Genomic DNA, 26,576 nt, shown 5'->3' on the forward strand with positions numbered 1-26,576 from the left:
CCGGGCGCCCCCCCGCGCCCCCCCCCGCCGCCCCCCCCGCCGGGGCCGGGGGGGGGGGGGCCGGGCGCGGCGGGGGGGGGGGGGGCCCGCGCCCCCCCCCCCCCCCCCACTCCGCACCCGTTCGGGCCCGTCCGCCCGGATTGCCCGAAAGCTGAGTACGGATACTCAGGCGCCCGGGGCCGGGCGCGGCGCACCCTGGACGTGTGCTCTGGTCAGACCCCCGCGACGAGCCCTCCCCGGAGGCCCGCCGGATGATGGAGCGGCTGCACCGGGCCGGCCGGGTGCTCGCCGCCCTCGCGATGGTGGCCGCCGTCCTCCTCCTGCTGTGACCGCCGCTGATCCGACTGCGGTGGCCGTCGTTCACCCGAACGGCGGACACCGGCACCCCCTACCCTGAGGGGCATGACCGACCAGCGCATCCTCGTCCTCGCCTCCGCCTCCCCCGCCCGCCTCGGACTGCTGCGCCAAGCGGGCCTCGACCCGCGCGTGGTGGTCAGCGGCGTCGACGAGGACGCGATCAGCGCCGCCACCCCGGCCGAACTCGCCCTGGTGCTGGCCGAGGCGAAGGCGAAGGCGGTCGCCGCCGAACTGACCGGCGGCGAGCTGGTGATCGGCTGCGACTCCGTCCTGGAGCTGGACGGCCAGGCCCTCGGCAAGCCCGCCGACGCCACCGAGGCGCTCGCCCGCTGGCAGTCGATGCACGGTCGTGCCGGGGTGCTGCGCACCGGCCACTGCGTGATCGACACCGCGACCGGCCGGCAGTCCTCGGCGACCGCGTCCACCACCGTCCGCTTCGGCACCCCGGACGACGCCGAGATCGCCGCCTACGTGGCCTCCGGCGAGCCCCTGCACGTCGCCGGGGCGTTCACCCTGGACGGGCGCTCGGCGCCGTTCATCGAGGGCATCGACGGTGACCCGGGCAACGTCATCGGCCTCTCGCTGCCGCTGCTGCGCGCCCTGCTCGCCGACCTGGACGTCCGGCTGGTCGACCTCTGGGCCTGACGGCCGGGCCCGCGGGACCGCGGCGCCCCGCCGCCCGTTCCACCGTCCTTTGAGCCGCCCGCGCGAGAGTGTGTCCGATGCCACCGGGGGACCGGACAACGCCCGGTCACCCGCTGTGGATCCGGCCGGTTCGACCGCACCGGCCGCGACCTGCGGCGTCACCGGACGGGCGGCCGACGGGCCCCGGAAATTCATCACCGTCCGTGTGGGATAGTTCACAACCTGGGGCTACTCGCCGGTACCGCCCAGGAATCCATAAACTCGACCAGGTTCAAGAAGGGAGCCACAGTGCGCAAGGTGCTCATCGCCAACCGCGGGGAAATCGCCGTCCGCGTCGCCCGGGCCTGCTCGGACGCCGGTATCGCCAGCGTCGCCGTCTACGCCGAGCCGGACCGGGATGCGCTGCACGTCCGCGCGGCCGACGAGGCTTACGCGCTGGGTGGAGACACCCCCGGCACCAGTTACCTGGACATCGCCAAGGTCCTGAAGGCCGCGGCGGACTCCGGGGCCGACGCCATCCACCCCGGCTACGGGTTCCTGTCGGAGAACGCCGACTTCGCCCAGGCCGTCCTCGACGCGGGCCTGACCTGGATCGGCCCGCCCCCGCAGGCCATCCGCGACCTCGGTGACAAGGTCACGGCCCGGCACGTGGCGCAGCGCGCCGGCGCGCCGCTGGTCGCCGGCACCCCGGACCCGGTCTCGGGTGCCGACGAGGTGGTCGTGTTCGCCCGGGAGCACGGCCTTCCGGTCGCCATCAAGGCGGCCTTCGGCGGCGGCGGCCGCGGCCTCAAGGTCGCCCGCACGCTGGAGGAGATCCCGGAGCTGTACGAGTCCGCGGTGCGCGAGGCCGTCGCCGCCTTCGGCCGCGGCGAGTGCTTCGTCGAGCGCTACCTGGACAACCCGCGGCACGTGGAGACCCAGTGCCTCGCGGACAAGCACGGCAACGTGGTGGTCGTCTCCACCCGTGACTGCTCGCTCCAGCGCCGGCACCAGAAGCTGGTCGAGGAGGCGCCCGCGCCGTTCCTGACCGCCGAGCAGAACGCCGAGCTGTACCGGGCGTCCAAGGCCATCCTGAAGGAGGCCGGCTACGAGGGCGCCGGGACCTGCGAGTTCCTGGTGGCGCTGGACGGCACGATCTCCTTCCTGGAGGTCAACACCCGGCTGCAGGTCGAGCACCCGGTCACCGAGGAGGTCACCGGACTCGACCTGGTCCGCGAGATGTTCCGGATCGCCGACGGCGAGGAACTGGGCTACGGCGACCCCGAGGTGCGCGGCCACTCGTTCGAGTTCCGCATCAACGGCGAGGACCCGGGCCGGGGCTTCCTGCCCGCGCCCGGCACCGTGACGCTGTTCGCGCCGCCGTCCGGCCCGGGTGTCCGGCTGGACTCCGGCGTGGAGACCGGCTCGGTCATCGGCCCGGCCTGGGACTCCCTGCTGGCCAAGCTGATCGTCTCCGGCCGGGACCGCAAGCAGGCCCTGGAGCGGGCCCGCCGCGCGCTGAACGAGTTCAAGGTGGAGGGCATGGCCACCGCCATCCCGTTCCACCAGGCGGTCGTCACCGACCCGGCGTTCGCGCCCGAGGTGCACGGCGGCGAGGGCCCGTTCACGATCTACACCCGCTGGATCGAGACCGAGTTCGACAACACCATCCCGCCGTTCGCGGGCGCGGCCGGCGACGGCGAGGAGGCCGAGGGCCGCGAGACCGTCGTGGTCGAGGTCGGCGGCAAGCGGATCGAGGTCTCGCTGCCGTCCTCGCTGGGCGTCTCGGCGGCCCCGGCGGCCGGTGCCGCGGGTGCCGCGAAGGCCAAGCGCCGGGTGGGCGCCAAGAAGGCCGGTTCGGCCGTCAGCGGTGACACCCTGGCCTCGCCGATGCAGGGCACCATCGTCAAGGTCGCCGTCGAGGAGGGCCAGGTCGTCGCCGAGGGCGAGCTGATCGTGGTCCTGGAGGCGATGAAGATGGAGCAGCCGCTGAACGCGCACAAGGCGGGCACCGTCGTCGGCCTCAAGGCCGAGGTGGGCGCGAGCGTCAGCAGCGGCGCCGCGCTGTGCGAGATCAAGGACTGACACGCTCCCTGGAGCACCGGCCGGCCCGTACCCCCTCGGGGGGTGCGGGCCGGCCGCGTTCGCGCGGCTGTACGGGCCCTCAGCGCCCGCGCGGGAGGCCCAGCTCGGCCAGCCGGGTCGGCATGCCGCCCGGCCCGGCCGGACCGCCGTGCGCGCCCGGCCGGCGCTGGCCGGGCAGCGGGGCGCCGCCGGGGGGCGGGGCGGGCCGGCGCGCCAGCGGGCCGGGCTGGGTCTGGTGGACGGGCCCGCTGCCGGTGCCGTGCACCGGGGCGTCCCCGGTGGGGGCGGCGCCGAGCGGCGCCAGGTCGATCTGCACCCCGCAGTCGGCGATCGCGTCGAGTTCCCGGGCGGTGCCGTCGTCGGCGGTCGCCTGCTCGTCCGTGACCAGCCGGGTGATGTTCTCGGTGGGCACGGTCTGGAACATGGAGTCCGCGCCGAGCTTGGTGTGGTCGGCGAGGACGATGACCTCGTTGGCCGACTGCACCAGCGCCCGGTCCACGCTCGCGGACAGCATGTTGGCGGTGGACAGGCCCCGCTCCGCGGTCAGCCCGCTGCCGGAGATGAAGGCCTTGGAGACCCTCAGCCCGTGCAGGGACTGCTCGGCACCGCTGCCGACCAGCGCGTAGTTGGAACCCCGCAGGGTGCCGCCGGTCATCACCACCTCCACCCGGTTGGCGTGCGCCAGCGCCTGGGCGACCAGCAGCGAGTTGGTGACCACGGTGAGGCCGGGCACCCTGGCCAGCCTGCGGGCCAGCTCCTGGGTGGTGGTGCCGGCGCCGACCACCACCGCGTCCCCCTCCTCCACCAGGCCGGCGGCGAGGTCCGCGATGGCGCTCTTCTCCGCCGCGGAGAGGTGGGTCTTCTGCGGGTAGCCGGGTTCGCGGCTGAAGCCGCCGGGGAGCACCGCGCCGCCGTGCCGGCGGTCGAGGAGCCCTTCTGCCTCCAGGGCCCGTACGTCGCGGCGCACGGTCACTTCGGAGGTCTGGACGACGCGGGCCAACTCCCGGAGCGAGACCGCTCCGTTGGCGCGCACCATTTCGAGGATCAACTGGCGACGTTCTGCTGCAAACACAGAACCGACGGTAACGTGCGTGACCGTCTGCTTTCAGGCGTTTGCAGCTAGTAGCTGGAATTGCTCACGCAAGAGCGGCGCGTGACCGTACAATACGCGCCGTCAGCAGCCCGGGGCCGCGCCCGCCGTCCGGGTGACGATCACTCCTGCGCGAAGGGCGGCCGCCGATCGGCAGCCGCCCTCAACTGTGCGCCGGAGGTTCAGGATTCGCCCTCGACCCGCTTGCGGATGTGCAGCTGCCGGGCGGCCTCGGCGGTCGAGCCGGAGACCGACGGGTAGACGGTGAAGGCGCTGGCCACCTGTTCGACGGTCAGATTGGCGTCCACCGCGAGCGCGATCGGGTGGATGAGCTCGCTGGCCCGCGGGGCGACGACCACGCCGCCCACCACGATGCCGGTGCCCGGGCGGCAGAACAGCTTCACGAAGCCGTCCCGGATGCCCTGCATCTTCGCCCGCGGGTTGCCGCGCAGCGGCAGCTTGACCACGACCGCGTCCATCTTGCCGCACTCCACATCGGCCGCGGTGTAGCCGACGGTGGCGATCTCCGGGTCGGTGAAGACGTTGGAGGCGACGGTCTTCAGGTTCAGCGGCTGCACCGCGTCGCCGAGCGCGTGGTACATCGCGATCCGGCCCTGCATGGCCGCCACCGAGGCGAGCATGAAGACGCCGGTGCAGTCGCCGGCCGCGTAGACGCCCGGGGCGCTGGTGCGGGAGACCCGGTCGACCTGGATCTGGCCCCAGTCGTTGAGCTTGACCCCGGCCTCCTCCAGGCCCATCTCCGCGGTGTTGGGGATCGAGCCGACCGCCATCAGGCAGTGCGTGCCCTCGATCACCTTGCCGTCGGCGAGGGCCACCTCGACCCGGTCGCCGATCCGCTTGACGCTCTCGGCGCGCGAGCGGCCCATCACGTTCATGCCGCGGCGGCGGAAGACGTCCTCCAGCACCTCGGCGGCGTCCGGGTCCTCGCCCGGCAGCACCCGGTCACGGCTGGAGACCAGGGTGACCTTGGAGCCGAGCGCCTGGTAGGCACCCGCGAACTCCGCGCCGGTCACACCGGAGCCGACCACGATCAGCTCGCGGGGCAGCTCCTCCAGGTCGTACACCTGGGTCCAGGTGAGGATCCGCTCGCCGTCCGGCTGGGCGTCCGGCAGCTCGCGGGGGTGGGCGCCGGTGGCGATCAGCACCGCGTCGGCGCGCAGCGACTGGACGGTGCCGTCCGGCGCGTCCACCAGCACCTCGCGGGAGCCGTCCACCGCCTGCCCGCCGCCGCCGAGCCGGCCGCGGCCGCGCAGCACGGTGACCCCGGCCCGGGTGACCGACTGGGTGATGTCGTGGGACTGCGCGATCGCCAGTCGCTTCACACGGCGGTTGACCTTGCCCAGGTCCACGCCGATGACCTTGGCCGCGTCCGCGGCCTCGTCCTGCGCGACGGTGATGCCCAGCTCCTCGTACGAGCTGTCGAAGGTGGTCATCACCTCCGCGGTCGCGATCAGGGTCTTCGACGGCACGCAGTCGGTGAGCACCGCCGATCCGCCCAGACCGTCGCGGTCGACGACGGTCACCTCCGCGCCGAGCTGCGCGGCCACCAGCGCAGCCTCGTAGCCGCCGGGTCCGCCACCGATGATCACGATCCGAGTCACGTGCACCATTGTCCCGCACGCCGGGAGCGCCGCCACGCCGGGGTCCGGGCTTCTGTGCGATCGCCCAGTCGCCACGGACCGTCCACCGGCCGGGCTAGTCTTCCCCTCATGCCCCTTTACGCCGCGTATGCCACCAACCTCGATGCACGGCAGATGACCCGCCGCGCCCCGCACTCACCACTGCGCGGCACCGGGTGGCTGGACGGCTGGCGGCTCACCTTCGGCGGTGAACAGCTCGGCTGGGAGGGCTCGTTGGCCACCGTCGTCGAGGACGGCAAGGACCGGGTCTTCGTCTCGTTGTACGACGTCGCGCCGATGGACGAGGAGGGCCTGGACCGCTGGGAGGGCGTCCAGCTCGGCATCTACCGCAAGATCAAACTGCGCGCGCAGACCCTGGACGGCGACACCCCGGTCTGGACGTACGTGCTCAACGACTACGAGGGCGGCCTGCCCGCGGCCCGCTACCTCGGCCTGGTCGCCGACGCCGCGGAGAGCGCCGGCGCCCCGCACGACTACGTGATGGACCTGCGCCGCCGCCCCTGCTAGCCCCTGGCCCCACTAGCTCCGGCCCGCAGCCCAGCCGCGGACCGTCTGCGCCAGCACCCCGGCCACCTCCGCACGGCGGGCCGGCTCGGTGCGCAGCCCGTTGCCCAGCTCGACGTGCAGCCACGGCACGCCGAGCCCGGCCGCGAACCGGCCCTCGACGTTGGTGGTGCCCCCGAGCTGCCCGCACTTCTCCCGCCAGGCCCGACAGGCCGCGTACCCGGCCCTGCCCAGCCCGGTGGCGGTCAGCTCGGCGGCCGGGCCCGGCTGGCCGGCGCCGCTGGAGACCACCGCGTCCTGCCCGGGCAGGCTGCCCTCGTCGAAGCCGTGCACCTGGGTGCCGGGCAGGCCGCGCCCGGTGAGCGCCTCGACCACCGCCGCGAAGACCGTGTCGGCGCGGTGCGCGACGTCCGAGGCGCCGTCCGCCCCGGCCCGGCGGTGCGCCCCGGCGAGCACCAGCACCCCGCCCGGCTCGGCCCGGAAGAGGTCCACCCCGAGCGCCTCGGTACGGGCGTCCGAGACCGGGTGGGGCACCTGCACGGACCAGCCCGCCCGGGCCGAGAGGTCCAGGTAGACCCGGCCCCAGCCGCGGCTCCCGGCGTCCGTGCCGTCGGCGTCCGCGCCGTCGGCGATCTCCGCCACCCGGCGGCCGGTCGCCGCCTCGGTGAACTCGGTGAGCCGGTAGCCGACCCGCGCCAGTGAGCGCCCGGCCTGCTCGGCCTGCCCGTCCAGCGCGCCGAGCACACCGTCGGCGATCGCCCGGCGCTGCCCGGCGTCCGGCGCGGTGTACGGGCCGCCCGGGGTGAACCCGGCGGTGTACCCGTCGACCAGGGCCGCCAGGTCCACCGGGGCGGGCCCGGTCGGTCCGCTCCGGCCCGCCGCGGCGCCCGCCGCCGACGGCCGCCCGTCGGAGCCGCGCACGGCCAGCGTCAGCACCGCCGCGAGCGCCGCCAGCACCAGCAGCACCGCCGCCGACAGCAGCAACGGGCGTCGCGAACCCCGAGTCTCCATGGCCGTCGAACCTACCGTGCCGCCCGCCGAGGACCGCCGGGGGCCACCTGGGGCCGCGCACCACGCCCGGTCCACGGAAAGAGATCCCGAAGCGGCATCCGATCGACACCGGAACGTGACAACTTTTCGAAATCTCCTTCGTACGCTGTTCCGGCTTGACCGACTCTTGATCAGCGCTTGACCGACGAGAAGGCCGGCGGACCTCCCGGGGACAGGTGCGCCGAGCCCCGAGAAGAACGAGGCCCCGTGAGCACGGCACCCAACCCGCCGCGACAGCACCGCTATCGCCGCCGGGCCGACATGCCGCTGCTGGGAGGCATCCGCCCGCCCATCGCGCTGCTGCTGGTGCTGCTGCTCGCCGTCGCCGCCATCACCGCGCTCGCCGTCGGCGGGCTGCGCGTCGACGACACCCCGCAGGCCGTCCGGGAGTCCCACCAGTACGCCGCCGAGGACACCGCGGCCTCGCTGCGCGCCGGGCTGCACGAGAGCGCCACCGACCTGCGCCGGGCCGCCGCCCGCTACGACGCCGCGCCCGCCGAGCCGACCGCGGTGCTGTCCGCACTCGGCCAGGCGTACCACAAGTGGCGCGGCACGGTGGTGGTCCGCCCCGACACCGGCCGGCTGCTCGCCGCCCGCGGCGAGACCGTGCCGCTGGCCAGCCTCGACCTCAGCCGGGTCACCGACACCGCGCCCGCGCCCGTCCTGGTGCCCTCCGCCGCCGGCACCCGGCTGCTCACCTTCGCCCTGGTCGCCACCAAGGCCGACGGCCGCGCCCTGCTGGTCGCCTCCGACAACCTGCGGCTGCCCGGCATCGCGACCCGCAAGGAACAGACCATCCAGGTCCTCGACGCCGCCGGCGCCGTCCTGGACAGCACCGGCGCCGAACTCGGCGCCGAGGCCGACCGCGCCGTGGTCACCGGTGCCCGGGAGCGCGCCGCCCGCGAACGCCCGGCGCCCGGCGGGACGGCCGCCGGCAGCCTGTCCGGCAGCCCGGACGCCAAGGGCGTGCGCCGGGTCGCCGGCTACGCCGCCGTCGGCACCGCGGGCGGGCACGACCCGGCCGCCCCGCTCGGCCTGACCGTGGTCTCCACCAGCACCGTCGACGGCAAGCCCGGCAGCCTGCGCCACCCCGCGCTCGGCCTGGCCGCCGCCGGCGCGCTGCTCGCCCTGGCCCTGCTGCTCGCGTGGTACCTCAGCCGCAGCCTCCAGCGGCCGCTGCTGCGGCTGTTCCTGGAGTCCCGCCGGCTCACCCGCGGCGAACGGCTCGACCTGCCGGTCCGCGGCCCGAAACGGGGGGAGGCCGGCCGGATCGCCCGCGCCCTGGAGGAGCTGCGGCTGCAACTCCTCGACCCGGCCCGCCCGCCGGCCCCCGCCGCGCCGAAGCGCCGCCCCGGCACCGCGCTGCCGCTGGCGCTGTGCGCCGTCCTGGTGCTCGGCTGGTCCGGCCCGCTGCTGTTCCTGGGCGGCAACGACCCGACCGTACGGGTCCCCACCCAGGTGGTGGCGGGCCAGCGCGACCGCACCGACACCGCCGCCGACCGGATCCGCCAGGCGCTCAACGAGGGTTACGCGGACCTGCGTTCGCTCGCCCCCGAACTCGCCGGCGCCTCCGTCGGCAAGGCCGACGCCCTGCTGCGCGCCACCCTCGCCGAGCACGACCGCTACCGCGCGCTGTACGTCCTCGGCGCGAACGGCGAGGTCCTCGCGCACGCCGGCGACACCCCGCACCGCACCGGCCCGCAGGCCCTCGGCGCGAGCGGCGTGCTGCTGCTCAACAGTTCCGGCCGGGAACCCAGGATCGCCGCCCGCGCGGCCCTCACCGCCGCCCCCGCCGACGCGGAGGCGGAGGGCGCCGCCGAGCCGCCGGGGCCCGTGCTGATCGGCGAGTTCAAGACGGACTTCCTCAGCGGGCTGCTGGTCCGCCCCGGCCTCGGCCGGGTCTGGCTGGTCGACGAACGGCAGCGGGTACTCGCCGCCAACGAGGGCTACAGCTCCTTCGGCGAGCTGCCCGAGGGCCGTGCCAGGGCCCTGCTGGCCCAGGCGAAGAAGTCGGCCGCCGCCGAGGTGCTGCGCGGCGGCGGCGACCCGGCGCTGTTCGCCGCCGCCCCGCTCGGCGGCAACGGCAGCGTGGCCAAGCTGGGCTGGTCGGTGGTCACCGCCCACCCGGTGGCGTGGCTGCACCTGGACGAGAACCGGGCCGACCGGCGGACCGTACTGGCCGGCATGCTCGGCCTGGCCGCGGCCGCGCTCTGCCTCGGCTGGCTGTTCATCGCGGTCGGCCTGCCGCTGCGCCGGCTCGCGGCGAGCGCCGAGGCGCTGGCCGCCGGGGACCGCCGGACGGTCCTCTACCCCGTCCACCACGACGAGGTCGGCGCCGTCGCCCGGAGCCTGGAGCTGATCCGCCAGGAACTCGTCCGTCAGGAGCCGGCCCGCCCCCGCCGCACCGCCGCCCCCGAGTCCGTCCCCGTGCCCGCGCACGCCCGCTGAGCCCCGCCCGAAGGACCTCCCGTGCTCTTCCTCTACGTCGTGCTGCTGGTGTGCTGCGCCGTGCTGCTGGTGGCCGGCATCGTCGAGCAGCGCCGGCACTTCGCCGCGCTGGAACAGATCCCGACCCGGGTGCTGGTCAACGGCATCCGCGGCAAGAGCTCGATCACCCGGCTCTGCGCGGGCGCGCTGCGCGGCGGCGGGCTGGTGACGGTCGCCAAGACCACCGGCACGGCGGCCCGGTTCATCCACCCGGACGCCACCGAGGAGCCGGTCTACCGCAAGTTCGGCATCGCCAACGTGGTCGAGCAGATCGGCATCGTCCGCCGCGCCGCCACCTACCGGCCGGACGCCCTGGTGATCGAGTGCATGGCCGTCATGCCGGCGCTCCAGGAGGTCAACCAGACCAAGCTGATCCGCTCCACCATCGGCGTGCTGTGCAACGTCCGCGAGGACCACCTCGCCGAGATGGGCCCGACCCTGGACGACGTCGCCCGCTCGCTGTCCCGCTCGATGCCGGTCGGTGGGGTGTGCGTCACCGCCGAGCGGGAGCGCGCGCACATCCTGCGCGCGGAGGCGGCCCGGCGCGACTGCGAGCTGATCGTGGTGGACCCGGAGTCGGTCACCGACGAGGAGCTGCGCGGGTTCAGCTGGTTCACCTTCAAGGAGAACGTGGCGATCGCCCTGGCCGTCGCCGAACTCCTCGGCGTGGAGCGGCGGACCGCGCTACGGGGCATGTGGGCGGCCCCGCCGGACCCGGGCGTGCTGTCGGTCGAGCGCTACCGCACCGAGGACGGCAAGCGGCTGCGCTTCGCCAATGTCTTCGCCGCCAACGACCCCGAGTCCACGCTGATGAACGTCCGCCAGCTGGAGGGCCTGGGCGCGATCCACCGCCCGCTCAACGTGGTGATCAACTGCCGCCCGGACCGGGTGGAGCGCAACGGCCAGATGGGCCAGATCGTGCCCGACCTCGACCCGGACGCCGTGTTCCTGATCGGCCACCCCACCAGGAGCGCCCGGGACGGCATCCCGGCCGGGTGGTCCGGCCGGGTGGTCGACCTCGGCGGCGACAAGCGCGACCCGGCCCGGCTCACCGCCGAACTGCTGGCCGAACTCGGGCCGGACTCCTCGCTGGTGGCCGTCGGCAACATCCACGGCCAGGGCGAACTGTTCCTGGAGGAGCTGGCCCGGCTCGCCCCCGACGAGGCCCCGGACGCGCCCGACGCCCCCGAACTCCCGTACCACGAGCCCGAACCGCTCTACCCCGAGCCGGTGTACGACTCCGCGTACCGGCCCGTCCACCGCCCCGAACCGCTCCCCGACTCCTGGTTCGAGCCCCACCACCACACCCCCCACCACGGAGACCAGCAGTGATCCCCACCGAGCTCACCCCCGAGATCGCCGCCATCGGCATCGCGCTCGGCCTGGTCTTCTCGCTCGTCTGCTACCTGACCACCAACCTCTCCCCCGGCGGCATGATCACCCCCGGCTGGCTGGCCCTCACCCTGGTCGAGGACCTCCAGCGGGTGGCCATCGTGATCGGCGTGACGGTGCTGACCTACCTCGCCACCCGGGTGGTCCAGAAGCTGGTGATCCTGTACGGCAAGCGGCTGTTCGCCGCCGTGGTGCTGATCGGCGTGCTGCTGCAGGCCACCGTGATGCTGGTCCTCCAGCGCGAACTGCCCACCCTGTACGCCAACCAGACGCTCGGGTTCATCGTCCCCGGCCTGATCGCCTACCAGCTGGTCCGCCAGCCCCGGGCGGCCACCCTGATGGCCACCAGCACGGTGACGCTCGCCAACTACGTGGTGCTCACCGCCGGCGTCCTGCTCGGCGCCCTGCCCGGCACCTGATCCCCCGTTCAGGAACCCTCGCCCGGAATCCCGCAGGAACCCCCAGGAAGACCCCGATGCCCGTCACCCGCAAGTCCCTGCTCAGCGGCGGCCTCGCCGTGGCCCTGCTGGCCGCCAGCGGCTACCTCACCGTCCAGCTGCGCGACCGCGACCACGACCGGCCGTCGGACCCGGGCGGCGGCGCACCCCTGATCACCACCACCGCCGTGCCCGGCCCCGCCCAGGGCACCGCCGCCGAGTACCGCTACGAGCGGCTGGGCGGACCCGACCGCACGGTGGTCCGGGACGCCCGCGGCGGCGTGGTCGCCACCCTGACCGACAGCGCCCGCACCGCCGTCCTGGCCGGCCCGAGCCGCACCTTCGCCGAGCCGGGCACCACCACGGCCACCGTGGTGACCGACACCTGGGTCCGGCTGATGCCGCAGCCGTGGCGACCGGGCGCCGAGCAGGAGGGCTGGTTCCGCGCCTGGTTCCAGCAGTCGCTCGGCTCCACCGCGGACGACGTGCTGGCGGTGGCCACCCAGTACCTGGCCGGCGCGGCGCCGGAGAAGGACGCCAAGGGCGTGCGGTTCAAGGGCGATGCCTCCTTCGGCCCGCTCAACCCGAACGGTTCGGTGGGCAACGACCTGCGGCTGGAGCAGACCGACTTCCTCGACTACCTCGGCGTTCCGTACACGTTCGCCGACAAGGTGGCCAAGCAGCCGGACAGGACGCGGTACGGCGCCTTCGACTGCTCCGGGTACGTCCGGATGGTCTACGGCTACCGCTCCGGTTACCCGCTGCTCTCCAAGGACGTGGCCGGCCCCGGCCTGCCGCGCAGCGCCAACGGCCTGGCCAGGGTCGGCCCGGGCGTCCCGGTGCTGCCGCTGACCACCGCGCCGGGCTCCGACACCACCCTGCGACCGGCCTCGATCGACCCGCTCCAGCCCGGCGACCTGGTGTTCTTCGAGATCGACGCCCGCACCGGCGCCCGGCTCGACCACACCGGCATCTACCTGGGCCTGGACACCGACGGCCACCCCCGGTACATCTCCAGCCGGGAGGAGGCGGACGGCCCGACCTTCGGCGACAAGGGCGGCACCGCGCGACTGGACGACAACGGCCTGTACGCGACGGGGCTGCGCAGCGCGAAGCGGCTCTGAACCCGGGCCCGGCTCCCGGCCCGCACCGCCCGCGGGCCGACTGCGGTTCGACCTCGCACCGGCCTCGCACCGGCCTCGCACCGATTTGTACGTACCGACGAGCGGCGTCACCCGAAAGACGCCACCGAGCTGTGCTTTCGGGTCAACCGGGTAACGATCCGGCATGCCGCGCCGGATTTTCTACGCGCGTAGTCGAAACCCGTCTATCCTCGGAGCCGTGAACGCATCTCCTCAGTCGGTCGTCTCCGCCGACCCCTACGCCGCCGCCCAGGCCGCCGCCGAGCGCCTGCGCGAGCTGACCGGTGCCGAGCGGCACGACGTCGCCCTGGTGATGGGCTCCGGCTGGGTGCCGGCCGCCGACGCCCTGGGCGAGACCGTGGCCGAGTTCCCGGTCACCGAGCTCCCGGGCTTCCCCGCCCCCGCCGTCGCCGGCCACGCCGGCACGATCCGCTCGGTGAAGATCGGCGACAAGCGCGCCCTGATCTTCCTCGGCCGCAACCACTACTACGAGGGCCACGGCGTGGCCACCGTCGTCCACGGCGTGCGCACCGCCGCCGCGGCCGGCTGCGGCATCATCGTGCTGACCAACGGCTGCGGCGGTCTGCGCGAGGGCTGGGTCCCCGGCCAGCCGGTCCTGATCAGCGACCACATCAACCTGACCGCGGACTCCCCGATCGTCGGCGCCAACTTCGTCGACCTCACCGACCTGTACTCCAAGCGCCTGCGCGCGCTCTGCCGCGAGGTGGACCCGAGCCTGGACGAGGCCGTCTACGTCCAGTTCCGCGGCCCGCACTACGAGACCCCGGCCGAGGTCAACATGGCCCGGGTGATCGGCGGCGAGCTGGTCGGCATGTCCACCACCCTGGAGGCCATCGCCGCCCGCGAGGCCGGCTCCGAGGTGCTCGGCATCTCGCTGGTCACCAACCTGGCCGCCGGCATCACCGGCGAGCCGCTCAACCACGCCGAGGTGCTGGAGGCCGGCAAGGCCTCCGCCGAGCGCATGGGCGAGCTGCTCGCGAAGGTCCTTGAGCGGATCTGACAGGCCTAGGCGCACAATCATGAGCGACGGGGCCCTCGGGCGGCCGTGATCCGTTGATCACGCCCCGCGGGCCCCGTCCGCATGTGCACCCCCCTTCTTTGCGGAACCCTCCGGCCGACCAACCGACGCACTTCCCGATGGAGCAGGCAGCCATGACGCAGGCAACCACCACCGACCTCCTCGCCCGGGCCCGAACCTGGCTGGCCGAGGACCCCGACCCGCAGACCCGCGAGGAGCTGACGGCCCTGCTCGCCCGGGCCGAGGACCCGGCGGCCGAGACGGACGGCAAGCTCGCCTGGTCGGACCTCGCCGAGCGCTTCGCCGACCGGCTCCAGTTCGGCACCGCCGGCCTGCGCGGCGAACTGGGCGCGGGCCCGATGCGGATGAACCGCGCCGTGGTGATCCGGGCCGCCGCCGGCCTGGTCGCCTACGTCAAGCAGCAGAACCTGGGCGACCTGGTCGTGATCGGCTACGACGCCCGCCACAAGTCCTACGACTTCGCCCGGGACACCGCCGCCGTGGTGGTCGGCGCCGGCCTGCGCGCCGCGCTGCTGCCGCGCCCGCTGCCGACCCCGGTGCTCGCCTTCGCCGTCCGCCACCTGGGCGCGGCCGCCGGCGTCACCGTGACCGCCAGCCACAACCCGCCGCAGGACAACGGCTACAAGGTCTACCTGGGCGACGGCTCTCAGATCGTCCCGCCGGCCGACGCCGGGATCGCCGCCGAGATCGACGCCATCGGCTCGCTCCACGACGTCCCGCGCGCCGAGGACGGCTGGGAGGTGCTCGGCGAGGACGTCATCGAGGCCTACCTGGCCCGGGCCGTCTCGATCGTCGACGAGCACAGCCCGCGCAACCTCGACGTCGTCTACACCCCGATGCACGGCGTCGGCCGCGACACCCTGGTCGCCGCCTTCCGCCGGGCCGGCTTCCCGGCGCCCACCGTCGTCGCCGAGCAGGCCGAGCCCGACCCGGACTTCCCGACCGTGGCCTTCCCCAATCCGGAGGAGCCGGGGGCGATGGACCTCGCCTTCCGCACCGCCGCCTCGGTCGGCCCCGACATCGTGATCGCCAACGACCCGGACGCCGACCGCTGCGCGGTGGCCGTCCCGGCCCTCGCCAACGCGGCCGGCAGCGGCAACGGCACCTCCGGCTGGCGGATGCTGCGCGGCGACGAGGTCGGCGCGCTGCTCGGCGCGGCCCTGGTCGCCAAGAAGGCCGAGGGCGTCTTCGCCACCACCATCGTCTCCGCCACCCTGCTGGGCCGGATCGCCGAGGCCGCCGGCCTGGGCTACGCCGAGACGCTGACCGGCTTCAAGTGGCTCTCCCGCGCCGAGGGCCTGCGCTACGGCTACGAGGAGGCGCTCGGCTACTGCGTCGACCCGCAGGGCGTCCGGGACAAGGACGGCATCACCGCCGCCCTGCTGGTCGCCGAACTGGCCGCCACCCTCAAGACGTCCGGCCGCACCCTGACCGACCTGCTGGACGACCTGGCGCTGGAGCACGGCCTGCACGCCACCGACCAGCTGTCCGTCCGCGTGCAGGACCTCTCGCTGATCGCCGACGCCATGCGCCGGCTGCGCGAGCAGCCGCCGACCGTCCTGGCCGGCCTCCGGGTCACCCGCGCGGACGACCTGTCGGCCGGCTCCGCCGAGCTTCCGCCCACCGACGGCCTGCGCTACTACCTGGCCGGCGAGGCCGTCCGCTCGGCCCGCATCGTGGTCCGCCCGTCCGGCACCGAGCCCAAGCTCAAGTGCTACCTGGAGGTCGTCCTCCCGGTCGCCACCGCCGCCGACCTCGCCGCCACCCGCGAGCGGGCCGCCGAGCTGCTCGAAGCCGTCAAGCGCGACCTGGCCGAGGCCGCGGGCATCGCCGTCTGACGCCCGCCCGTACGAGAAGGGGCCCGCCGGTCGCGTACCGGCGGGCCCCTCGCGTGCTTCGGCTCAGACCGCGATCACCGTGATCAGCGCGGCCAGGCCGGCCAGCGTCGGCGCGATCACCCACCAGCACCACGCCACCTCGACCGGGCCGGCCGCGTCGGGGCGGCGGGCGTTGCGCTCGGCCATCTCCTGGAGCACGTTGGTCACCTGGTCGGACCAGGCGCGGGTCGGGTCGGGCGAGCCCTGCACCACCGGGTTGGCCTGGCGGCCGAACACCATCCCCATCCGGGAGGCGTGCTCGGCGCCGCCGCGCTGCTGGGCCCGGGTCGCCCGCTTGCGCTGCCGCAGTGACACCGGCACCGCCCACACCTGGTACTTCTTGCCCCCGGCCAGCAGCTCGACCGAGTACCCCGCGCGCAGCGCGTCCACCGAGGCCCACGGCGCGGTGATGGTCCGCCACGGGTTGCGCACCAGCAGCCGGCTGCGGTCCGCCAGCACCGCCGGGCGCAGCGTGTAGGCGATCACCGGGAAGGCGAACACCGGTACCGCCGCGAGCGAGACGTACGGCGTCTTCCCCGTCCCGTTCAGCACCGCGTCGCCGATCAACCAGCCGGCGACGGCCAGCAGCAGCACTCCGGAGATCACACCGGGGACAGAGCGGTACACGCGGTCCGCGTACGCGGGATCCCCGTCGGGGGCGGCGGAACCCTGTCGGGGCTTGCCGTCGGAATCGGTCATGCCGTCGATTCTGCCCCATGCCCCCCACCGAGAGGTCTCGGTCCGGCATCGAATGCCGCCCCCGGACCACCCGGTCGCCGGTCGCCGCGCGGCCCGGCCGTACACGCTCCCTGCCACCCCTCCGCCTTCTCCGAGGTCTCGGTCCGGCCACGAAAGGCAGGCCCCCTAGCGGTCGACTACGCGCGTAGATATGCTGCTCTGGTGACTATGTCCACTGTTGCAGCCAATGCCCTCGGCGTTGCGGGCAGCGGCCTTCAGGACGTTGCGGCGTCCGAGGCCTCGCTCCGCCGCTTCCTGCACGGCCTGCCCGGCGTCGACCAGGTCGGCCTCGAGGCGCGTGCCGCCGCCCTCGGTACCCGCTCGATCAAGACCACGGCGAAGGCCTACGCCATCGACCTGGCGATCTCGATGATCGACCTGACCACGCTGGAAGGCGCGGACACGGTCGGCAAGGTGCGCGCCCTGTGCGCCAAGGGCAGGACCCCCGACCCGACCGACCCGACCACCCCCCGCGTCGCCGCCATCTGCGTCTACCCGGACATGGTCGCCACCGCGAAGGACGCCCTGCGGGGCACCGACATCCAGGTCGCCTCGGTGGCCACCGCCTTCCCGGCCGGCCGCGCCGCCCTCCCGGTGAAGCTCGCCGACACCGCCGACGCGGTCGCCGCGGGCGCCGACGAGATCGACATGGTGATCGACCGGGGAGCCTTCCTCTCCGGCCGCTACTACGACGTCTTCAACGAGATCGTCGCCGTCAAGGAGGCGTGCAAGCGCCCGGACGGCACCAGCGCCCACCTCAAGGTGATCTTCGAGACCGGCGAGCTGCAGACGTACGACAACGTGCGCCGCGTCTCCTGGCTGGCGATGCTGGCCGGCGCCGACTTCATCAAGACCTCCACCGGCAAGGTCGCCGTCAACGCGACCCCGCCGGTCACCCTGCTGATGCTGGAGGCGGTCCGCGACTTCAAGGCGCAGACCGGCGTCCAGGTCGGCGTGAAGCCCGCCGGTGGGATCAAGACCACCAAGGACGCCATGAAGTACCTGGTGATGGTCAACGAGACCCTCGGCGACGACTGGCTGAGCCCGCACTGGTTCCGCTTCGGCGCCTCCAGCCTGCTCAACGACCTGCTGATGCAGCGCCAGAAGCTCACCACCGGACGTTACTCCGGCCCCGACTACGTGACGGTGGACTGATCACCATGGCCAAGAAGAAGAACATCGAGGAGCCCGTGAAGGCCTCCGGCCTCTTCGCCTACGCCCCGGCCCCCGAGTCCCCCGCCGCCGCGGGCGACATCGCCACCTCCTACGGCCACTTCATCGGCGGCGAGTTCGTCGACTCCTCCGGCAGCGAGGCCCTGAAGACGGTCAACCCGGCCACCGAGCAGGTGCTCGCCGAGTTCGCCCAGGGCACCGACGAGGACGTGGACCGCGCGGTCGCCGCCGCCCGCAAGGCCTTCGCCGACTGGTCGGCGCTGCCGGGCAGCGAGCGCGGCAAGTACCTGTTCCGGATCGCCCGGATCATCCAGGAGCGCAGCCGCGAGCTGGCCGTGCTGGAGTCGATCGACAACGGCAAGCCGATCCGCGAGACCCGCGACTTCGACATCCCGACCGTCGCCGCGTGGTTCTTCTACTACGCCGGCTGGGCGGACAAGCTGGACTACGCGGGCTTCGGCCCGAACCCGCGCCCGCTGGGCGTGGCCGGCCAGGTCATCCCGTGGAACTTCCCGCTGATGATGCTGGCGTGGAAGATCGCGCCCGCCCTGGCGACCGGCAACACCGTCGTCCTCAAGCCGGCCGAGACCACCCCGCTGACGGCCCTGCGTTTCGCCGAGATCTGCCGCCAGGCCGGTCTGCCGAAGGGTGTCGTCAACATCGTCACCGGCGACGGCCGCACCGGCGCCGCGCTCACCGCGCACCCGGACGTCAACAAGGTCGCCTTCACCGGCTCCACCCCGGTCGGCAAGGCGATCGCCAGGCAGCTGGCCGGCAGCCGCAAGAAGCTGTCGCTGGAGCTGGGCGGCAAGGCCGCGAACATCGTCTTCGACGACGCGCCGATCGACCAGGCGGTCGAGGGCATCGTCAACGGCATCTTCTTCAACCAGGGCCACGTCTGCTGCGCGGGCTCGCGCCTGCTGGTCCAGGAGTCGATCCAGGACGAGCTGCTGGACGCCCTGAAGCGCCGGATGTCCACCCTGCGGGTCGGCGACCCGCTGGACAAGAACACCGACATCGGCGCCATCAACTCGGCCGCCCAGCTGGCCCGGATCACCGAGCTGACCGACGCCGGCGAGGCCGAGGGCGCGGACCGCTGGTCGCCCGAGTGCGAACTCCCGGGCACCGGCTTCTGGTTCAAGCCGACCCTGTTCACCGGTGTCAGCCAGGCCCACCGGATCGCCCAGGAGGAGATCTTCGGCCCGGTCCTGTCGGTGCTGACCTTCCGCACCCCCGACGAGGCGGTCGCGAAGGCCAACAACACCCCGTACGGCCTCTCCGCCGGCATCTGGACGGAGAAGGGCTCGCGCATCCTGTGGACGGCGAGCCGGCTCAAGGCCGGCGTGGTCTGGGCCAACACCTTCAACAAGTTCGACCCGACCTCGCCGTTCGGCGGCTACAAGGAGTCGGGCCACGGCCGCGAGGGTGGCCGCCACGGTCTGGAGGCCTACCTCGATGTCTGATGTCGCGACGCGTCTTGACGTCTTCAAGACCTACAAGCTGTACGTCGGCGGGAAGTTCCCGCGCTCCGAGAGCGGGCGGGTGTACGAGGTGACGGACGCCAAGGGCCAGTGGCTCGCCAACGCTCCGCTGGGCACCCGCAAGGACGCCCGCGACGCCGTCCTGGCCGCCCGCGCGGCGGTCAAGGGCTGGGCCGGCACCACCGCGTACAACCGCGGCCAGGTGCTGTACCGGGTGGCCGAGATGCTGCAGGGCCGCCGCGAGCAGTTCGCCGCCGAGGTCTCCGCCGCCGAGGGCATCGGCCCGAAGAAGGCCGCCGCGCTGGTGGACGCCGCGATCGACCGCTGGATCTGGTACGCGGGCTGGACGGACAAGGTCGCCCAGATCGCGGGCGGCGCCAACCCGGTCGCCGGCCCCTTCTTCAACCTCTCCACCCCGGAGCCGACCGGCGTGGTCGGGATCGTCGCCCCGCAGGCCGGGTACGGGCACTCGCTGCTCGGCCTGGTCTCGGTGATCGCCCCGGCGATCGCCACCGGCAACACGGTCGTGGTCGCGGCCGCCGCGGACGCCCCGCTGCCGGCCCTGTCGCTGGGCGAGGTGCTCGCCACCTCGGACGTCCCCGGCGGCGTGGTCAACATCATCTCGGGCAAGACCGCCGACATCGCGCCCACCCTGGCCTCGCACCAGGACGTCAACGCGGTGGACCTCACCGGCGCGATCGCCGCCGACGGCCCCGGCGCGGCGCAGGCGCTGGAAGCGGCCGCCGCGGATACCCTGAAGAGGGTGGTCCGTCCGGAGCTGGACCCGTTCGCCCAGGACTGGACCAATGCGCCCGGTACCGACCGGCTACTCTCGTTCCTGGAGACGAAGACGGTCTGGCACCCGATGGGGATCTGACCGCCCCGTCGACCATCGAGTAACAACTCCACAGACTGGCCGTCCCCAGTGCCCTCTCCCCCCCAGGGCCCGGACGGTCATTGGACGGACCCGCGCCTCTCCCCCCCTGGCGCGGGTCCGTCGCCTTTCCGTGCCGTTTCGACGCCGTCCTCCGGCTCGCCGATCCCCGGAGCTCTCAGAAGGTGTGATCCGACGGGTTTCGGCATCGGGCCCGGATGCGTCAGACTGGTGTCCCGTGAGTGACGACCCGCTGAATCCTGTGCCGATGACCCACGCCCGGGTCGTCCTGCTGTCCGGCCCCTCCGGCTCCGGGAAGTCCTCGCTCGCCGAGCGCAGCGGGCTGCCGGTCCTGCAACTGGACGACTTCTACAAGGACGGGGACGACCCCACCCTGCCGCTGCTGCCCGACGGCGCGGTCGACTGGGACTCCCCGCTCGCCTGGCACCGCGACCAGGCGGTCGCCGCGATCCGCAGCCTGTACGCGACCGGCCGTGCCGACGTCCCGGTGTACTCGATCCCGGACAACGGCCGGATCGCCACCCGCGCCCTGGACCTGGACGGCGCCCCCGCGTTCATCGCCGAGGGCATCTTCGCCGCCGAGATCACCGCCGAGTGCGCCGCCGAGGGCCTGCTCGGCGATGCCCTGTGCCTGCGCAACGGCGCGCTCACCACGGCCTGGCGCCGACTGCGCCGGGACGTCCGGGAGGGCCGCAAGTCGCTGCCGGTGCTGCTGCGCCGCGGCTGGCGGCTGATGCGCGCCGAGCGCTCCATCGTCGGGCGGCAGGTCACCCTGGGCTCCCACCCGTGCGCCGGGGCCGAGGCCGAGCGCCGGATCCGCGCCGCGGCCGGGCGGCGGGAGCTGTCCTCCGTCTGAGCCGCCCTCCGTTGGGGCGGGCCGTGCTCCGTTCGGGCGGGCCGTGCTCCGTTCGGGCGGGCCGTCTCCGGACGAGGGCTCGACGCGGAACGAAGACACGAAGAACGACGGGCCCGGTGCGTCTCCCCCGCACCGGGCCCGTCGCCTTCCCCGAACGGCCGTCGGGCTCCCCGTGTTCACCGCTCCCCCGAGCCGGCGTCCACGCACCGCGACCGTCCGCTACCCGTCCCCCGACGGGAGTTCCACTCCTTCGCGTCACCCGCGTCCGCGTCAGGCGACCAGCTCGCCGAACGCCCGGACGGTGTCGCCCGACTTGTTCAGGTGCTCGTCCTCGCGCAGCCGGCGCAGCGCCCGCCAGATGCTGCTCTTGACCGTACCGACGCTGATCCCCAGCACGTCGGCGATCTCCGGGTCGGTCTTGCCCTCGTAGTACCGCAGCACCAGCATGGTGCGCTGGTTCTCCGGAAGCTTCGCCAGCGCCTGCCAGAGCACGGTGCGCAGCTCGGTGCCGCCCATCGCGTCGGTGTCGCCGGCCGTCTCCGGCAGCTCCTCGGTCGGGTACTCGTTGACCTTGCGGCGCCGCCAGGCGGAGATGTGCAGGTTGGTCATGGTGCGGCGGAGGTACCCGCCGACCGCGGCCTTGTCGGTGATCCGGCCCCAGGCCCGGTAGGTGCTGAAGAGCGCGCTCTGCAGCAGGTCCTCGGCCTCGTAGCGGTCACCGGTGAGGTGGTACGCCGTGGCGTACAGGGAGGCGCGGCGCTCGCGCACGTACGCGGTGAACTCCGTGATGTGGTCCTCCGCGACGGCCGGGTGCTCCCCCTGCGCGTCCGCCCGTCCCGCCTCGGTGGTGCGGGCCGCCGCCGGGTTCAGCTGCAGCAGCGTCGCACCGGCGGCCTCGCGGCCGGCCGACTCCCCCGAGCCGACCGTCCGCAGGCCGTTCCCGCCGACGCCCCGGTTCCCCGCCGGAGCGTCCTTGCCCTCGACGCGGACGGGGAGGATCCCCCGCAGCGTGAGGGTGTTGCCGGAGTCGGCCGCGTTCCCCACCCGGCCGATCCCGTACAGCTCCCCCGTCCTGGCGCCGCCGCTCACCCGGCGGGCGACAGGGTTTCCACCGGTGCTGTGCGCGCACCCCCGTACGGTCACGGCACCGGAGTTCTCGTCGGTCCTGACCTCGTACCGGGTCCGCGGGGCGGTGGCTGACGAGCGCGCGGTGCGGACAGCCGGGTTGGTCCGGGTCTGAAGCATGGCGTTCATCGTGCGCCCCCTGGGTCGGTACGAGCGGTTCCTGTTGCCGCCTTCCAGCCGGCCGGGTTGGCCCGCTGTCCTGCGGCGACATGGAAAATCTTGCCCGCCGGTTGTGATGGCGCTGTCCGCCGACTGTCACAGGGGTGTCACAGGGGCGGGCCTTTCGTCCCGGTCCGCCTCCCTCCGTACCGGACGCCGGTGGTGCTCCTTCCGGTTCCCGTACGGGCGGTGACCGGTCCTGGGGGTGATTCGACGCTTCGAGTGGGCCAAAATGGGGCCGTGCCTTTCCTCCTTCTGATCGAGGACGACGACGCCATCCGGACCGGCCTCGAACTCGCCCTCACCCGCCAGGGCCACCGTGTGGCCACCGCCGCCTCCGGCGAGGACGGTCTGAGGCTCTTCAAGGAGCAGCGGCCCGACCTGATCGTGCTGGACGTCATGCTGCCCGGAATCGACGGCTTCGAGGTCTGCCGCCGCATCCGCCGCACCGACCAGCTGCCGATCATCCTGCTGACCGCCCGTTCGGATGACATCGACGTGGTCGTCGGCCTGGAGTCCGGCGCCGACGACTACGTGGTCAAGCCGGTGCAGCCACGGGTGCTGGACGCCCGGATCCGGGCCGTGCTGCGGCGCGGCGAGCGGGAGAGCTCCGACTCCTCCGCGTACGGCACCGTGGTGATCGACCGGGCGGCGATGACCGTCACCAAGGACGGGCAGGACCTCCAGCTCACCCCGACCGAGCTGCGGCTGCTCCTGGAGCTCAGCCGCCGCCCCGGCCAGGCGCTCTCCCGCCAGCAGCTGCTTCGGCTGGTCTGGGAGCACGACTACCTGGGTGACTCCCGCCTGGTGGACGCCTGCGTGCAGCGGCTGCGGGCGAAGGTCGAGGACGTCCCGTCCGCGCCGACCCTGATCCGCACCGTCCGCGGCGTGGGCTACCGGCTGGACCCGCCGGCCTGAGCGCCTCTCCCGTCCTCCTGCTTCCCGTCCTCCTGGCTGCCGCACTCCTGATCCGCCTGGGCTGCCCGAAATTCCTGAACTCCCTGAACTCCCTGAACTTCCGTACGACGACAGGCTCTTGTGACTGATCATCAGACGACGGCCCGCCGCTTCACCGCGGGCCCGTGGCGCAGGCTGCGTTCCCTGCGCGTACGGCTGATCGCGGTGTTCGCGGCGGTCGCGCTGCTCGCCGCCGTCTCGGCCTCCGGCATCGCCTACTGGCTCAACCGCGACGCGGTGCTCAAGCGCGCCCAGGACACCGCCCTCAACGACTTCCGGGTCTCGCTCAGCCGCAACGTCTCCGAGCTGCCGCTGAACGCGAGCTGCCCGGACCTGACCACGCTCGCGTCCACCGTCGCCAGCTCCGGACTGAGTTACGACGTGGTGGTGGCCGACCCGGCGCACCCGGAGTGCACGGCCTCCTCCGACCCGGGGCAGTTCACGCTGGCCGACGTCCCGGCGGCGCTGCAGTCCACCGTCGCCAGACAGCGCGAGGTCACCGAGAGCAACCCGTACCCGTACCACCTGTACTGGCAGCGGCAGAACCTGGCGGGCCAGCCGTTCCTGATCGGCGGCACCAAGGTGGTGCCGACCGGCCCGACGGCGTACATGTTCAAGTCGCTGGAGAACGAACGCAAAGACCTCAACACGCTGGGCTGGTCGCTGGCCATCGCCACGCTGCTCGCGCTGATCGGCTCGGCGCTGCTCGCCCAGGCGGCCTCGTCGACCGTGCTGCGGCCGGTCAAGCGGCTCGGCGACGCCGCCCGACGGCTCGGCGAGGGACACCTGGACACCCGGCTGGAGGTCGAGGGCGGGGACGAACTCGCGGACCTGGCGAGGACGTTCAACCGGGCCGCGGAGTCGCTGCACGAGCAGGTCGAGGAGTTGAGCGCGCGCGAGGCGCAGAGCCGGCGGTTCGTCGCCGACATGTCGCACGAGCTGCGCACACCGCTGACCGCGATGACCGCCGTCACCGACATCCTGGAGGACGAGGCCGAGTCGCTGGACCCGATGATCGCGCCGGCCGTACGGCTCGTGGTCAGCGAGACGCGGCGGCTGTCCGACCTGGTGGAGAACCTGATGGAGGTGACCCGCTTCGACGCCGGCACCGCCAAGCTGGTCGCCGACGAGGTGGACATGGCCGACCTGATCATGTCCTGCATCGACGGCCGGGCCTGGTACGACGCCGTCGAACTGGACGCCCCGCGCGGCATCCTGGCCGTGGTCGACCCGCGCCGGCTCGACGTGGTCTTCGCCAACCTGATCGGCAACGCGCTCAAGCACGGCGGCTCCCCGGTGCGGGTCAAGGTCCGGCAGACCGCGGGCTCGGTCGTCATCGAGGTCTCCGACAGCGGCCCGGGCATCCCCGAGGACGTGCTGCCGCACGTCTTCGACCGGTTCTACAAGGCGGACCGGGGACGGGCCCGCTCGGAGGGCAGCGGCCTGGGGCTGTCGATCGCGATGGCCAACGCACAGATCCACGGGGGCACGATCACGGCGGCGAACGGGGAGGTCGGGGCGGTGTTCACGCTGACGCTGCCGCTGGCCCCGCCGCCTCCGCCGAACGAGGGCGAGACCGGTGACGGCCCCCTCGGCGACGCCGCCCAGGACAAGGACGCCACGTGACCGCCCCCACCCGCACCGCCCTGCGCCGCACCGCCGGCGCCCTGCTGCTGCTCGCGCTCGCCTCCGGCTGCGGCATCCGGCCGACCGCCGTCCCGGTGGACGCGGGCGCCCCGGCCAGCCGGACGGCCTGCCCGACCGCCCCGCACATACCGACCGCCCTGGCCACGCCGCCGGCGCCCACGCCGACCCCGCCGGCCCGCGGCGCCGCCAAGGCCGGTGTGAGCCCGAGCCCGTCGCCCACGGTGGTGCCCGCCACCCCGCCGGCCGACAACGTGTTCGGCGCGGTGCCGACCGCGGCGCCCTGCCGGTAGTCCCGCCTGCCCCTCGTCCGCCGCCCCGCCGCCCCGCCGTTCCACCGCTCGGCCCCGGGGCGGCGGGAGGCCAGGGGCGCGCCCCGGAATGTTCACGCCCGGGGTGGAACCACCGCGCCACCGGCCCACGTCCTTCCCCCCGTGCAGCGAGATGGCACCAGGACACGCGACGAGCGTTCCGGCGCACGGACCAGGAACCGGCCGGCGACGGCCGTCCACCGTCCCCTTCGAACAGCCGGACTGGCGGGCCTGACCTGTCACCTGGCCCTCGTCCTCTGGCTGGTGGTGCTGAGGCCGCTGCCGGTTCCCTGGGTGTACGACACCAACCTGACGCCGCTGGCCTCCCTCCGCTCCTCCACCGGCTGGCAGGTGGTCGGCGAGTTCCTCCTGCTGGCCCCGCTCGGCGTGCTGCTCCCGCTGTCCGGCGGCCGGCTGCGGGCCCCCTGGCTGCCGTCCTTCCTGCGCACCACCGGCGCCTCCGCCCTGCTGGCGACCGGCCTGGAGTTCCTCTCCTCCTGGACGCCCGGGCACGTCCTCAACGTCGACCACATACTGCTCGCCGTGATCGGCGTGGCCATCACCCACCTGGCCCTCGTCCCCGGCCTGCGGCGGCTGCTGCGCGACCGGCGGCCGCAGGTCCGGGTGCCGGTGCCCGCGCCCGGGGCTGCGCCCGCGACTGCGCCTGCGCCTGCGCCTGCGCCGAAGGTGACCGCCCTGGTCGGCCCGCCGGTCGCGCGCGCCCGCGCCTACGCCGAGCCCACGCCCCCCGCTCGCTGAGGCCCGTCCTCCCGCACCACGGCGAGTGCGTTCCCGCACTCGCCGTCGAGGCCGCAAAAGACCCGCGGCACCTCATAGTCAGTCATTTCCCACCTCGTCCATTGCCGTTCCGTCGGGGTGCGACGACTCCGTGATGAAAAGGCGACGCCGAATGTCGGCCGCCTCCGGTAATCTGCGCTGTCGCCCCAAAGGCCTCACCGCCTTATCCCCCGTCCCACAGGAATCCCCCTTGAACAATCTCGATTTCAGCGCCGAGCCGCTTTTCTCCTGGTACGTCGTCGCGCTGGCGATCAGCGGTGCCGCCATGCTGGTCCTCGGAGCGGTCAATCCCGGTAGCGGCCTGAAGGTCGGCTGGCGAATCATCAACGTCCTCGCCGGCCTCGGATTCCTGGGGTACGCCTACTACCTCGCGTTCGTCTTCGAAGGCGGCCGGTACGAGATCTTCTTCAAGGCGTTCATCCTGCCGATCGCGCTGATCGCCAACTCCGTGAAGGCGATCGTCGAACGCGGCAACGCCAAGAACCAGCAGTCGGCCCCGCAGGCGGCGCCGTACGACCCCAACGCCCCGCAGGCGCCGTACGGCCAGCCCGTCCCGCCGCAGGGCGCCGCGCCGCAAGCCGCGCCGTACGCTCCGCCGGCGCAGCCCGTGCCGAACAACCCGTACGCGCAGCCGGTGCCGCCGGCCGGGCAGTCCGGGCAGGCGCAGTAACCG

24 protein-coding genes are annotated in these 26,576 nt (G+C 73.7%); 19 read left to right on the forward strand and 5 right to left on the reverse strand.

The genetic code is table 11. From position 1 onward, the window contains the following. Positions 1-203 precede the first annotated feature (203 nt). The 3 genes from mmpB to ACIOGZ_RS13895 all read left to right on the forward strand — a co-directional run bounded on the left by mmpB (position 204) and on the right by ACIOGZ_RS13895 (position 3,066). Positions 204-329, forward strand: coding sequence for a morphogenic membrane protein MmpB (gene mmpB / locus ACIOGZ_RS13885; protein WP_279634918.1), 126 nt, complete (start codon positions 204-206; stop codon positions 327-329). A 73-nt stretch (positions 330-402) separates the two neighbouring features. Continuing rightward, the gene (locus ACIOGZ_RS13890; RefSeq protein ID WP_363580284.1) at positions 403-1,002 is read left to right on the forward strand and encodes a nucleoside triphosphate pyrophosphatase; all 600 of its coding nucleotides are present in this window, start codon (positions 403-405) and stop codon (positions 1,000-1,002) included. 288 nt (positions 1,003-1,290) lie between these two features. Further along, on the forward strand, positions 1,291-3,066 hold the full coding sequence (locus ACIOGZ_RS13895) for a biotin carboxylase N-terminal domain-containing protein (protein WP_363580282.1): 1,776 nt from the start codon (positions 1,291-1,293) through the stop codon (positions 3,064-3,066). A gap of 79 nt (positions 3,067-3,145) precedes the next feature. On the opposite strand, the gene ACIOGZ_RS13900 is transcribed toward ACIOGZ_RS13895, so the two are convergent. Then, positions 3,146-4,102 (reverse strand): DeoR/GlpR family DNA-binding transcription regulator, encoded by a 957-nt coding sequence (locus ACIOGZ_RS13900; RefSeq protein WP_400811353.1) that lies wholly within the window; start codon positions 4,100-4,102, stop codon positions 3,146-3,148. 236 nt (positions 4,103-4,338) lie between these two features. After that, positions 4,339-5,787 (reverse strand): NAD(P)H-quinone dehydrogenase, encoded by a 1,449-nt coding sequence (locus ACIOGZ_RS13905; RefSeq protein ID WP_350877308.1) that lies wholly within the window; start codon positions 5,785-5,787, stop codon positions 4,339-4,341. A gap of 99 nt (positions 5,788-5,886) precedes the next feature. Between ACIOGZ_RS13905 and ACIOGZ_RS13910 the strand changes: the two genes are divergently transcribed. Further along, on the forward strand, positions 5,887-6,324 hold the full coding sequence (locus ACIOGZ_RS13910; RefSeq protein WP_363580278.1) for a gamma-glutamylcyclotransferase: 438 nt from the start codon (positions 5,887-5,889) through the stop codon (positions 6,322-6,324). A 12-nt stretch (positions 6,325-6,336) separates the two neighbouring features. Here ACIOGZ_RS13910 and ACIOGZ_RS13915 read toward each other — a convergent pair whose 3' ends face one another. Next, positions 6,337-7,332: a hypothetical protein gene (locus ACIOGZ_RS13915; protein WP_400986032.1), complete on the reverse strand. Its 996-nt coding sequence runs from the start codon at positions 7,330-7,332 to the stop codon at positions 6,337-6,339. A 246-nt stretch (positions 7,333-7,578) separates the two neighbouring features. Between ACIOGZ_RS13915 and ACIOGZ_RS13920 the strand changes: the two genes are divergently transcribed. The 6 genes from ACIOGZ_RS13920 (at position 7,579) to ACIOGZ_RS13945 (ending at position 15,727) form a co-directional block, all read left to right on the forward strand. Next, positions 7,579-9,819, forward strand: coding sequence for a cache domain-containing protein (locus ACIOGZ_RS13920; RefSeq protein WP_400986034.1), 2,241 nt, complete (start codon positions 7,579-7,581; stop codon positions 9,817-9,819). Between the two features lie 21 nt (positions 9,820-9,840). Continuing rightward, on the forward strand, positions 9,841-11,190 hold the full coding sequence (pgsB, locus tag ACIOGZ_RS13925) for a poly-gamma-glutamate synthase PgsB (protein WP_363630738.1): 1,350 nt from the start codon (positions 9,841-9,843) through the stop codon (positions 11,188-11,190). Then, the gene (locus tag ACIOGZ_RS13930) at positions 11,187-11,669 is read left to right on the forward strand and encodes a poly-gamma-glutamate biosynthesis protein PgsC/CapC (protein WP_063349074.1); all 483 of its coding nucleotides are present in this window, start codon (positions 11,187-11,189) and stop codon (positions 11,667-11,669) included. The genes pgsB and ACIOGZ_RS13930 overlap by 4 nt, the downstream gene beginning before the upstream one ends. Positions 11,670-11,725: 56 nt before the next feature. Further along, positions 11,726-12,811 (forward strand): NlpC/P60 family protein, encoded by a 1,086-nt coding sequence (locus ACIOGZ_RS13935; protein WP_400986036.1) that lies wholly within the window; start codon positions 11,726-11,728, stop codon positions 12,809-12,811. A 217-nt stretch (positions 12,812-13,028) separates the two neighbouring features. Next, complete coding sequence (locus tag ACIOGZ_RS13940) at positions 13,029-13,850, forward strand: purine-nucleoside phosphorylase (protein ID WP_350877297.1); 822 nt, start codon at positions 13,029-13,031, stop codon at positions 13,848-13,850. 152 nt (positions 13,851-14,002) lie between these two features. After that, positions 14,003-15,727, forward strand: a complete 1,725-nt coding sequence (locus ACIOGZ_RS13945; protein ID WP_363630737.1) for a phospho-sugar mutase — start codon at positions 14,003-14,005, stop codon at positions 15,725-15,727. Positions 15,728-15,790: 63 nt separating this feature from the next. Here ACIOGZ_RS13945 and ACIOGZ_RS13950 read toward each other — a convergent pair whose 3' ends face one another. Next, a complete protein-coding gene (locus tag ACIOGZ_RS13950; protein WP_363580266.1) occupies positions 15,791-16,465 on the reverse strand; it encodes a PH domain-containing protein in 675 nt (224 codons plus the stop codon). Positions 16,466-16,672: 207 nt separating this feature from the next. Between ACIOGZ_RS13950 and deoC the strand changes: the two genes are divergently transcribed. The 4 genes from deoC (at position 16,673) to ACIOGZ_RS13970 (ending at position 20,909) form a co-directional block, all read left to right on the forward strand. Next, positions 16,673-17,659 carry a deoxyribose-phosphate aldolase gene (gene deoC / locus ACIOGZ_RS13955; protein ID WP_363580264.1) on the forward strand — a complete coding sequence of 329 codons (987 nt, stop codon included), beginning with the start codon at positions 16,673-16,675 and terminating at the stop codon, positions 17,657-17,659. 5 nt (positions 17,660-17,664) lie between these two features. Next, on the forward strand, positions 17,665-19,140 hold the full coding sequence (locus ACIOGZ_RS13960) for an aldehyde dehydrogenase family protein (protein WP_363580262.1): 1,476 nt from the start codon (positions 17,665-17,667) through the stop codon (positions 19,138-19,140). Then, positions 19,133-20,035 (forward strand): aldehyde dehydrogenase family protein, encoded by a 903-nt coding sequence (locus tag ACIOGZ_RS13965; RefSeq protein WP_363624611.1) that lies wholly within the window; start codon positions 19,133-19,135, stop codon positions 20,033-20,035. The genes ACIOGZ_RS13960 and ACIOGZ_RS13965 overlap by 8 nt, the downstream gene beginning before the upstream one ends. A 265-nt stretch (positions 20,036-20,300) precedes the next feature. Next, complete coding sequence (locus ACIOGZ_RS13970) at positions 20,301-20,909, forward strand: ATP-binding protein (RefSeq protein ID WP_363580258.1); 609 nt, start codon at positions 20,301-20,303, stop codon at positions 20,907-20,909. A 270-nt stretch (positions 20,910-21,179) separates the two neighbouring features. Here ACIOGZ_RS13970 and ACIOGZ_RS13975 read toward each other — a convergent pair whose 3' ends face one another. Further along, positions 21,180-21,842, reverse strand: a complete 663-nt coding sequence (locus ACIOGZ_RS13975; protein ID WP_107453068.1) for a SigE family RNA polymerase sigma factor — start codon at positions 21,840-21,842, stop codon at positions 21,180-21,182. 591 nt (positions 21,843-22,433) lie between these two features. Here ACIOGZ_RS13975 and ACIOGZ_RS13980 point away from each other — a divergent pair. The 5 genes from ACIOGZ_RS13980 to ACIOGZ_RS14000 all read left to right on the forward strand — a co-directional run bounded on the left by ACIOGZ_RS13980 (position 22,434) and on the right by ACIOGZ_RS14000 (position 26,573). Next, positions 22,434-23,111: a response regulator transcription factor gene (locus ACIOGZ_RS13980; RefSeq protein ID WP_063349065.1), complete on the forward strand. Its 678-nt coding sequence runs from the start codon at positions 22,434-22,436 to the stop codon at positions 23,109-23,111. A 120-nt stretch (positions 23,112-23,231) separates the two neighbouring features. Further along, positions 23,232-24,776 (forward strand): ATP-binding protein, encoded by a 1,545-nt coding sequence (locus ACIOGZ_RS13985; RefSeq protein ID WP_400811318.1) that lies wholly within the window; start codon positions 23,232-23,234, stop codon positions 24,774-24,776. After that, a complete protein-coding gene (locus tag ACIOGZ_RS13990; RefSeq protein WP_363580254.1) occupies positions 24,773-25,087 on the forward strand; it encodes a hypothetical protein in 315 nt (104 codons plus the stop codon). Before ACIOGZ_RS13985 ends, ACIOGZ_RS13990 begins: the two co-directional genes overlap by 4 nt. A 261-nt stretch (positions 25,088-25,348) precedes the next feature. Continuing rightward, complete coding sequence (locus tag ACIOGZ_RS13995; protein WP_400986134.1) at positions 25,349-25,864, forward strand: VanZ family protein; 516 nt, start codon at positions 25,349-25,351, stop codon at positions 25,862-25,864. Between the two features lie 229 nt (positions 25,865-26,093). After that, the gene (locus tag ACIOGZ_RS14000) at positions 26,094-26,573 is read left to right on the forward strand and encodes a hypothetical protein (RefSeq protein ID WP_363580250.1); all 480 of its coding nucleotides are present in this window, start codon (positions 26,094-26,096) and stop codon (positions 26,571-26,573) included. The last annotated feature ends 3 nt before the right edge of the window (positions 26,574-26,576 follow it).

Source organism: Kitasatospora sp. NPDC088160 (assembly GCF_044741445.1).
Lineage (GTDB): Bacteria > Actinomycetota > Actinomycetes > Streptomycetales > Streptomycetaceae > Kitasatospora.

What these genes read in the sequence shown, in the direction of transcription:
- ACIOGZ_RS13890 (WP_363580284.1), top strand. Translation starts at nt 403, where the DNA reads ATGACCGACCAGCGCATCCTCGTCCTCGCCTCCGCCTCCCCCGCCCGC.
- ACIOGZ_RS13900 (WP_400811353.1), bottom strand. Translation starts at nt 4,102, where the DNA reads ATGGTGCGCGCCAACGGAGCGGTCTCGCTCCGGGAGTTGGCCCGCGTC.
- ACIOGZ_RS13905 (WP_350877308.1), bottom strand. Translation starts at nt 5,787, where the DNA reads ATGGTGCACGTGACTCGGATCGTGATCATCGGTGGCGGACCCGGCGGC.
- ACIOGZ_RS13910 (WP_363580278.1), top strand. Translation starts at nt 5,887, where the DNA reads ATGCCCCTTTACGCCGCGTATGCCACCAACCTCGATGCACGGCAGATG.
- ACIOGZ_RS13915 (WP_400986032.1), bottom strand. Translation starts at nt 7,332, where the DNA reads ATGGAGACTCGGGGTTCGCGACGCCCGTTGCTGCTGTCGGCGGCGGTG.
- ACIOGZ_RS13935 (WP_400986036.1), top strand. Translation starts at nt 11,726, where the DNA reads ATGCCCGTCACCCGCAAGTCCCTGCTCAGCGGCGGCCTCGCCGTGGCC.
- ACIOGZ_RS13945 (WP_363630737.1), top strand. Translation starts at nt 14,003, where the DNA reads ATGACGCAGGCAACCACCACCGACCTCCTCGCCCGGGCCCGAACCTGG.
- ACIOGZ_RS13950 (WP_363580266.1), bottom strand. Translation starts at nt 16,465, where the DNA reads ATGACCGATTCCGACGGCAAGCCCCGACAGGGTTCCGCCGCCCCCGAC.
- deoC (WP_363580264.1), top strand. Translation starts at nt 16,673, where the DNA reads ATGTCCACTGTTGCAGCCAATGCCCTCGGCGTTGCGGGCAGCGGCCTT.
- ACIOGZ_RS13960 (WP_363580262.1), top strand. Translation starts at nt 17,665, where the DNA reads ATGGCCAAGAAGAAGAACATCGAGGAGCCCGTGAAGGCCTCCGGCCTC.
- ACIOGZ_RS13965 (WP_363624611.1), top strand. Translation starts at nt 19,133, where the DNA reads ATGTCTGATGTCGCGACGCGTCTTGACGTCTTCAAGACCTACAAGCTG.
- ACIOGZ_RS13970 (WP_363580258.1), top strand. Translation starts at nt 20,301, where the DNA reads ATGACCCACGCCCGGGTCGTCCTGCTGTCCGGCCCCTCCGGCTCCGGG.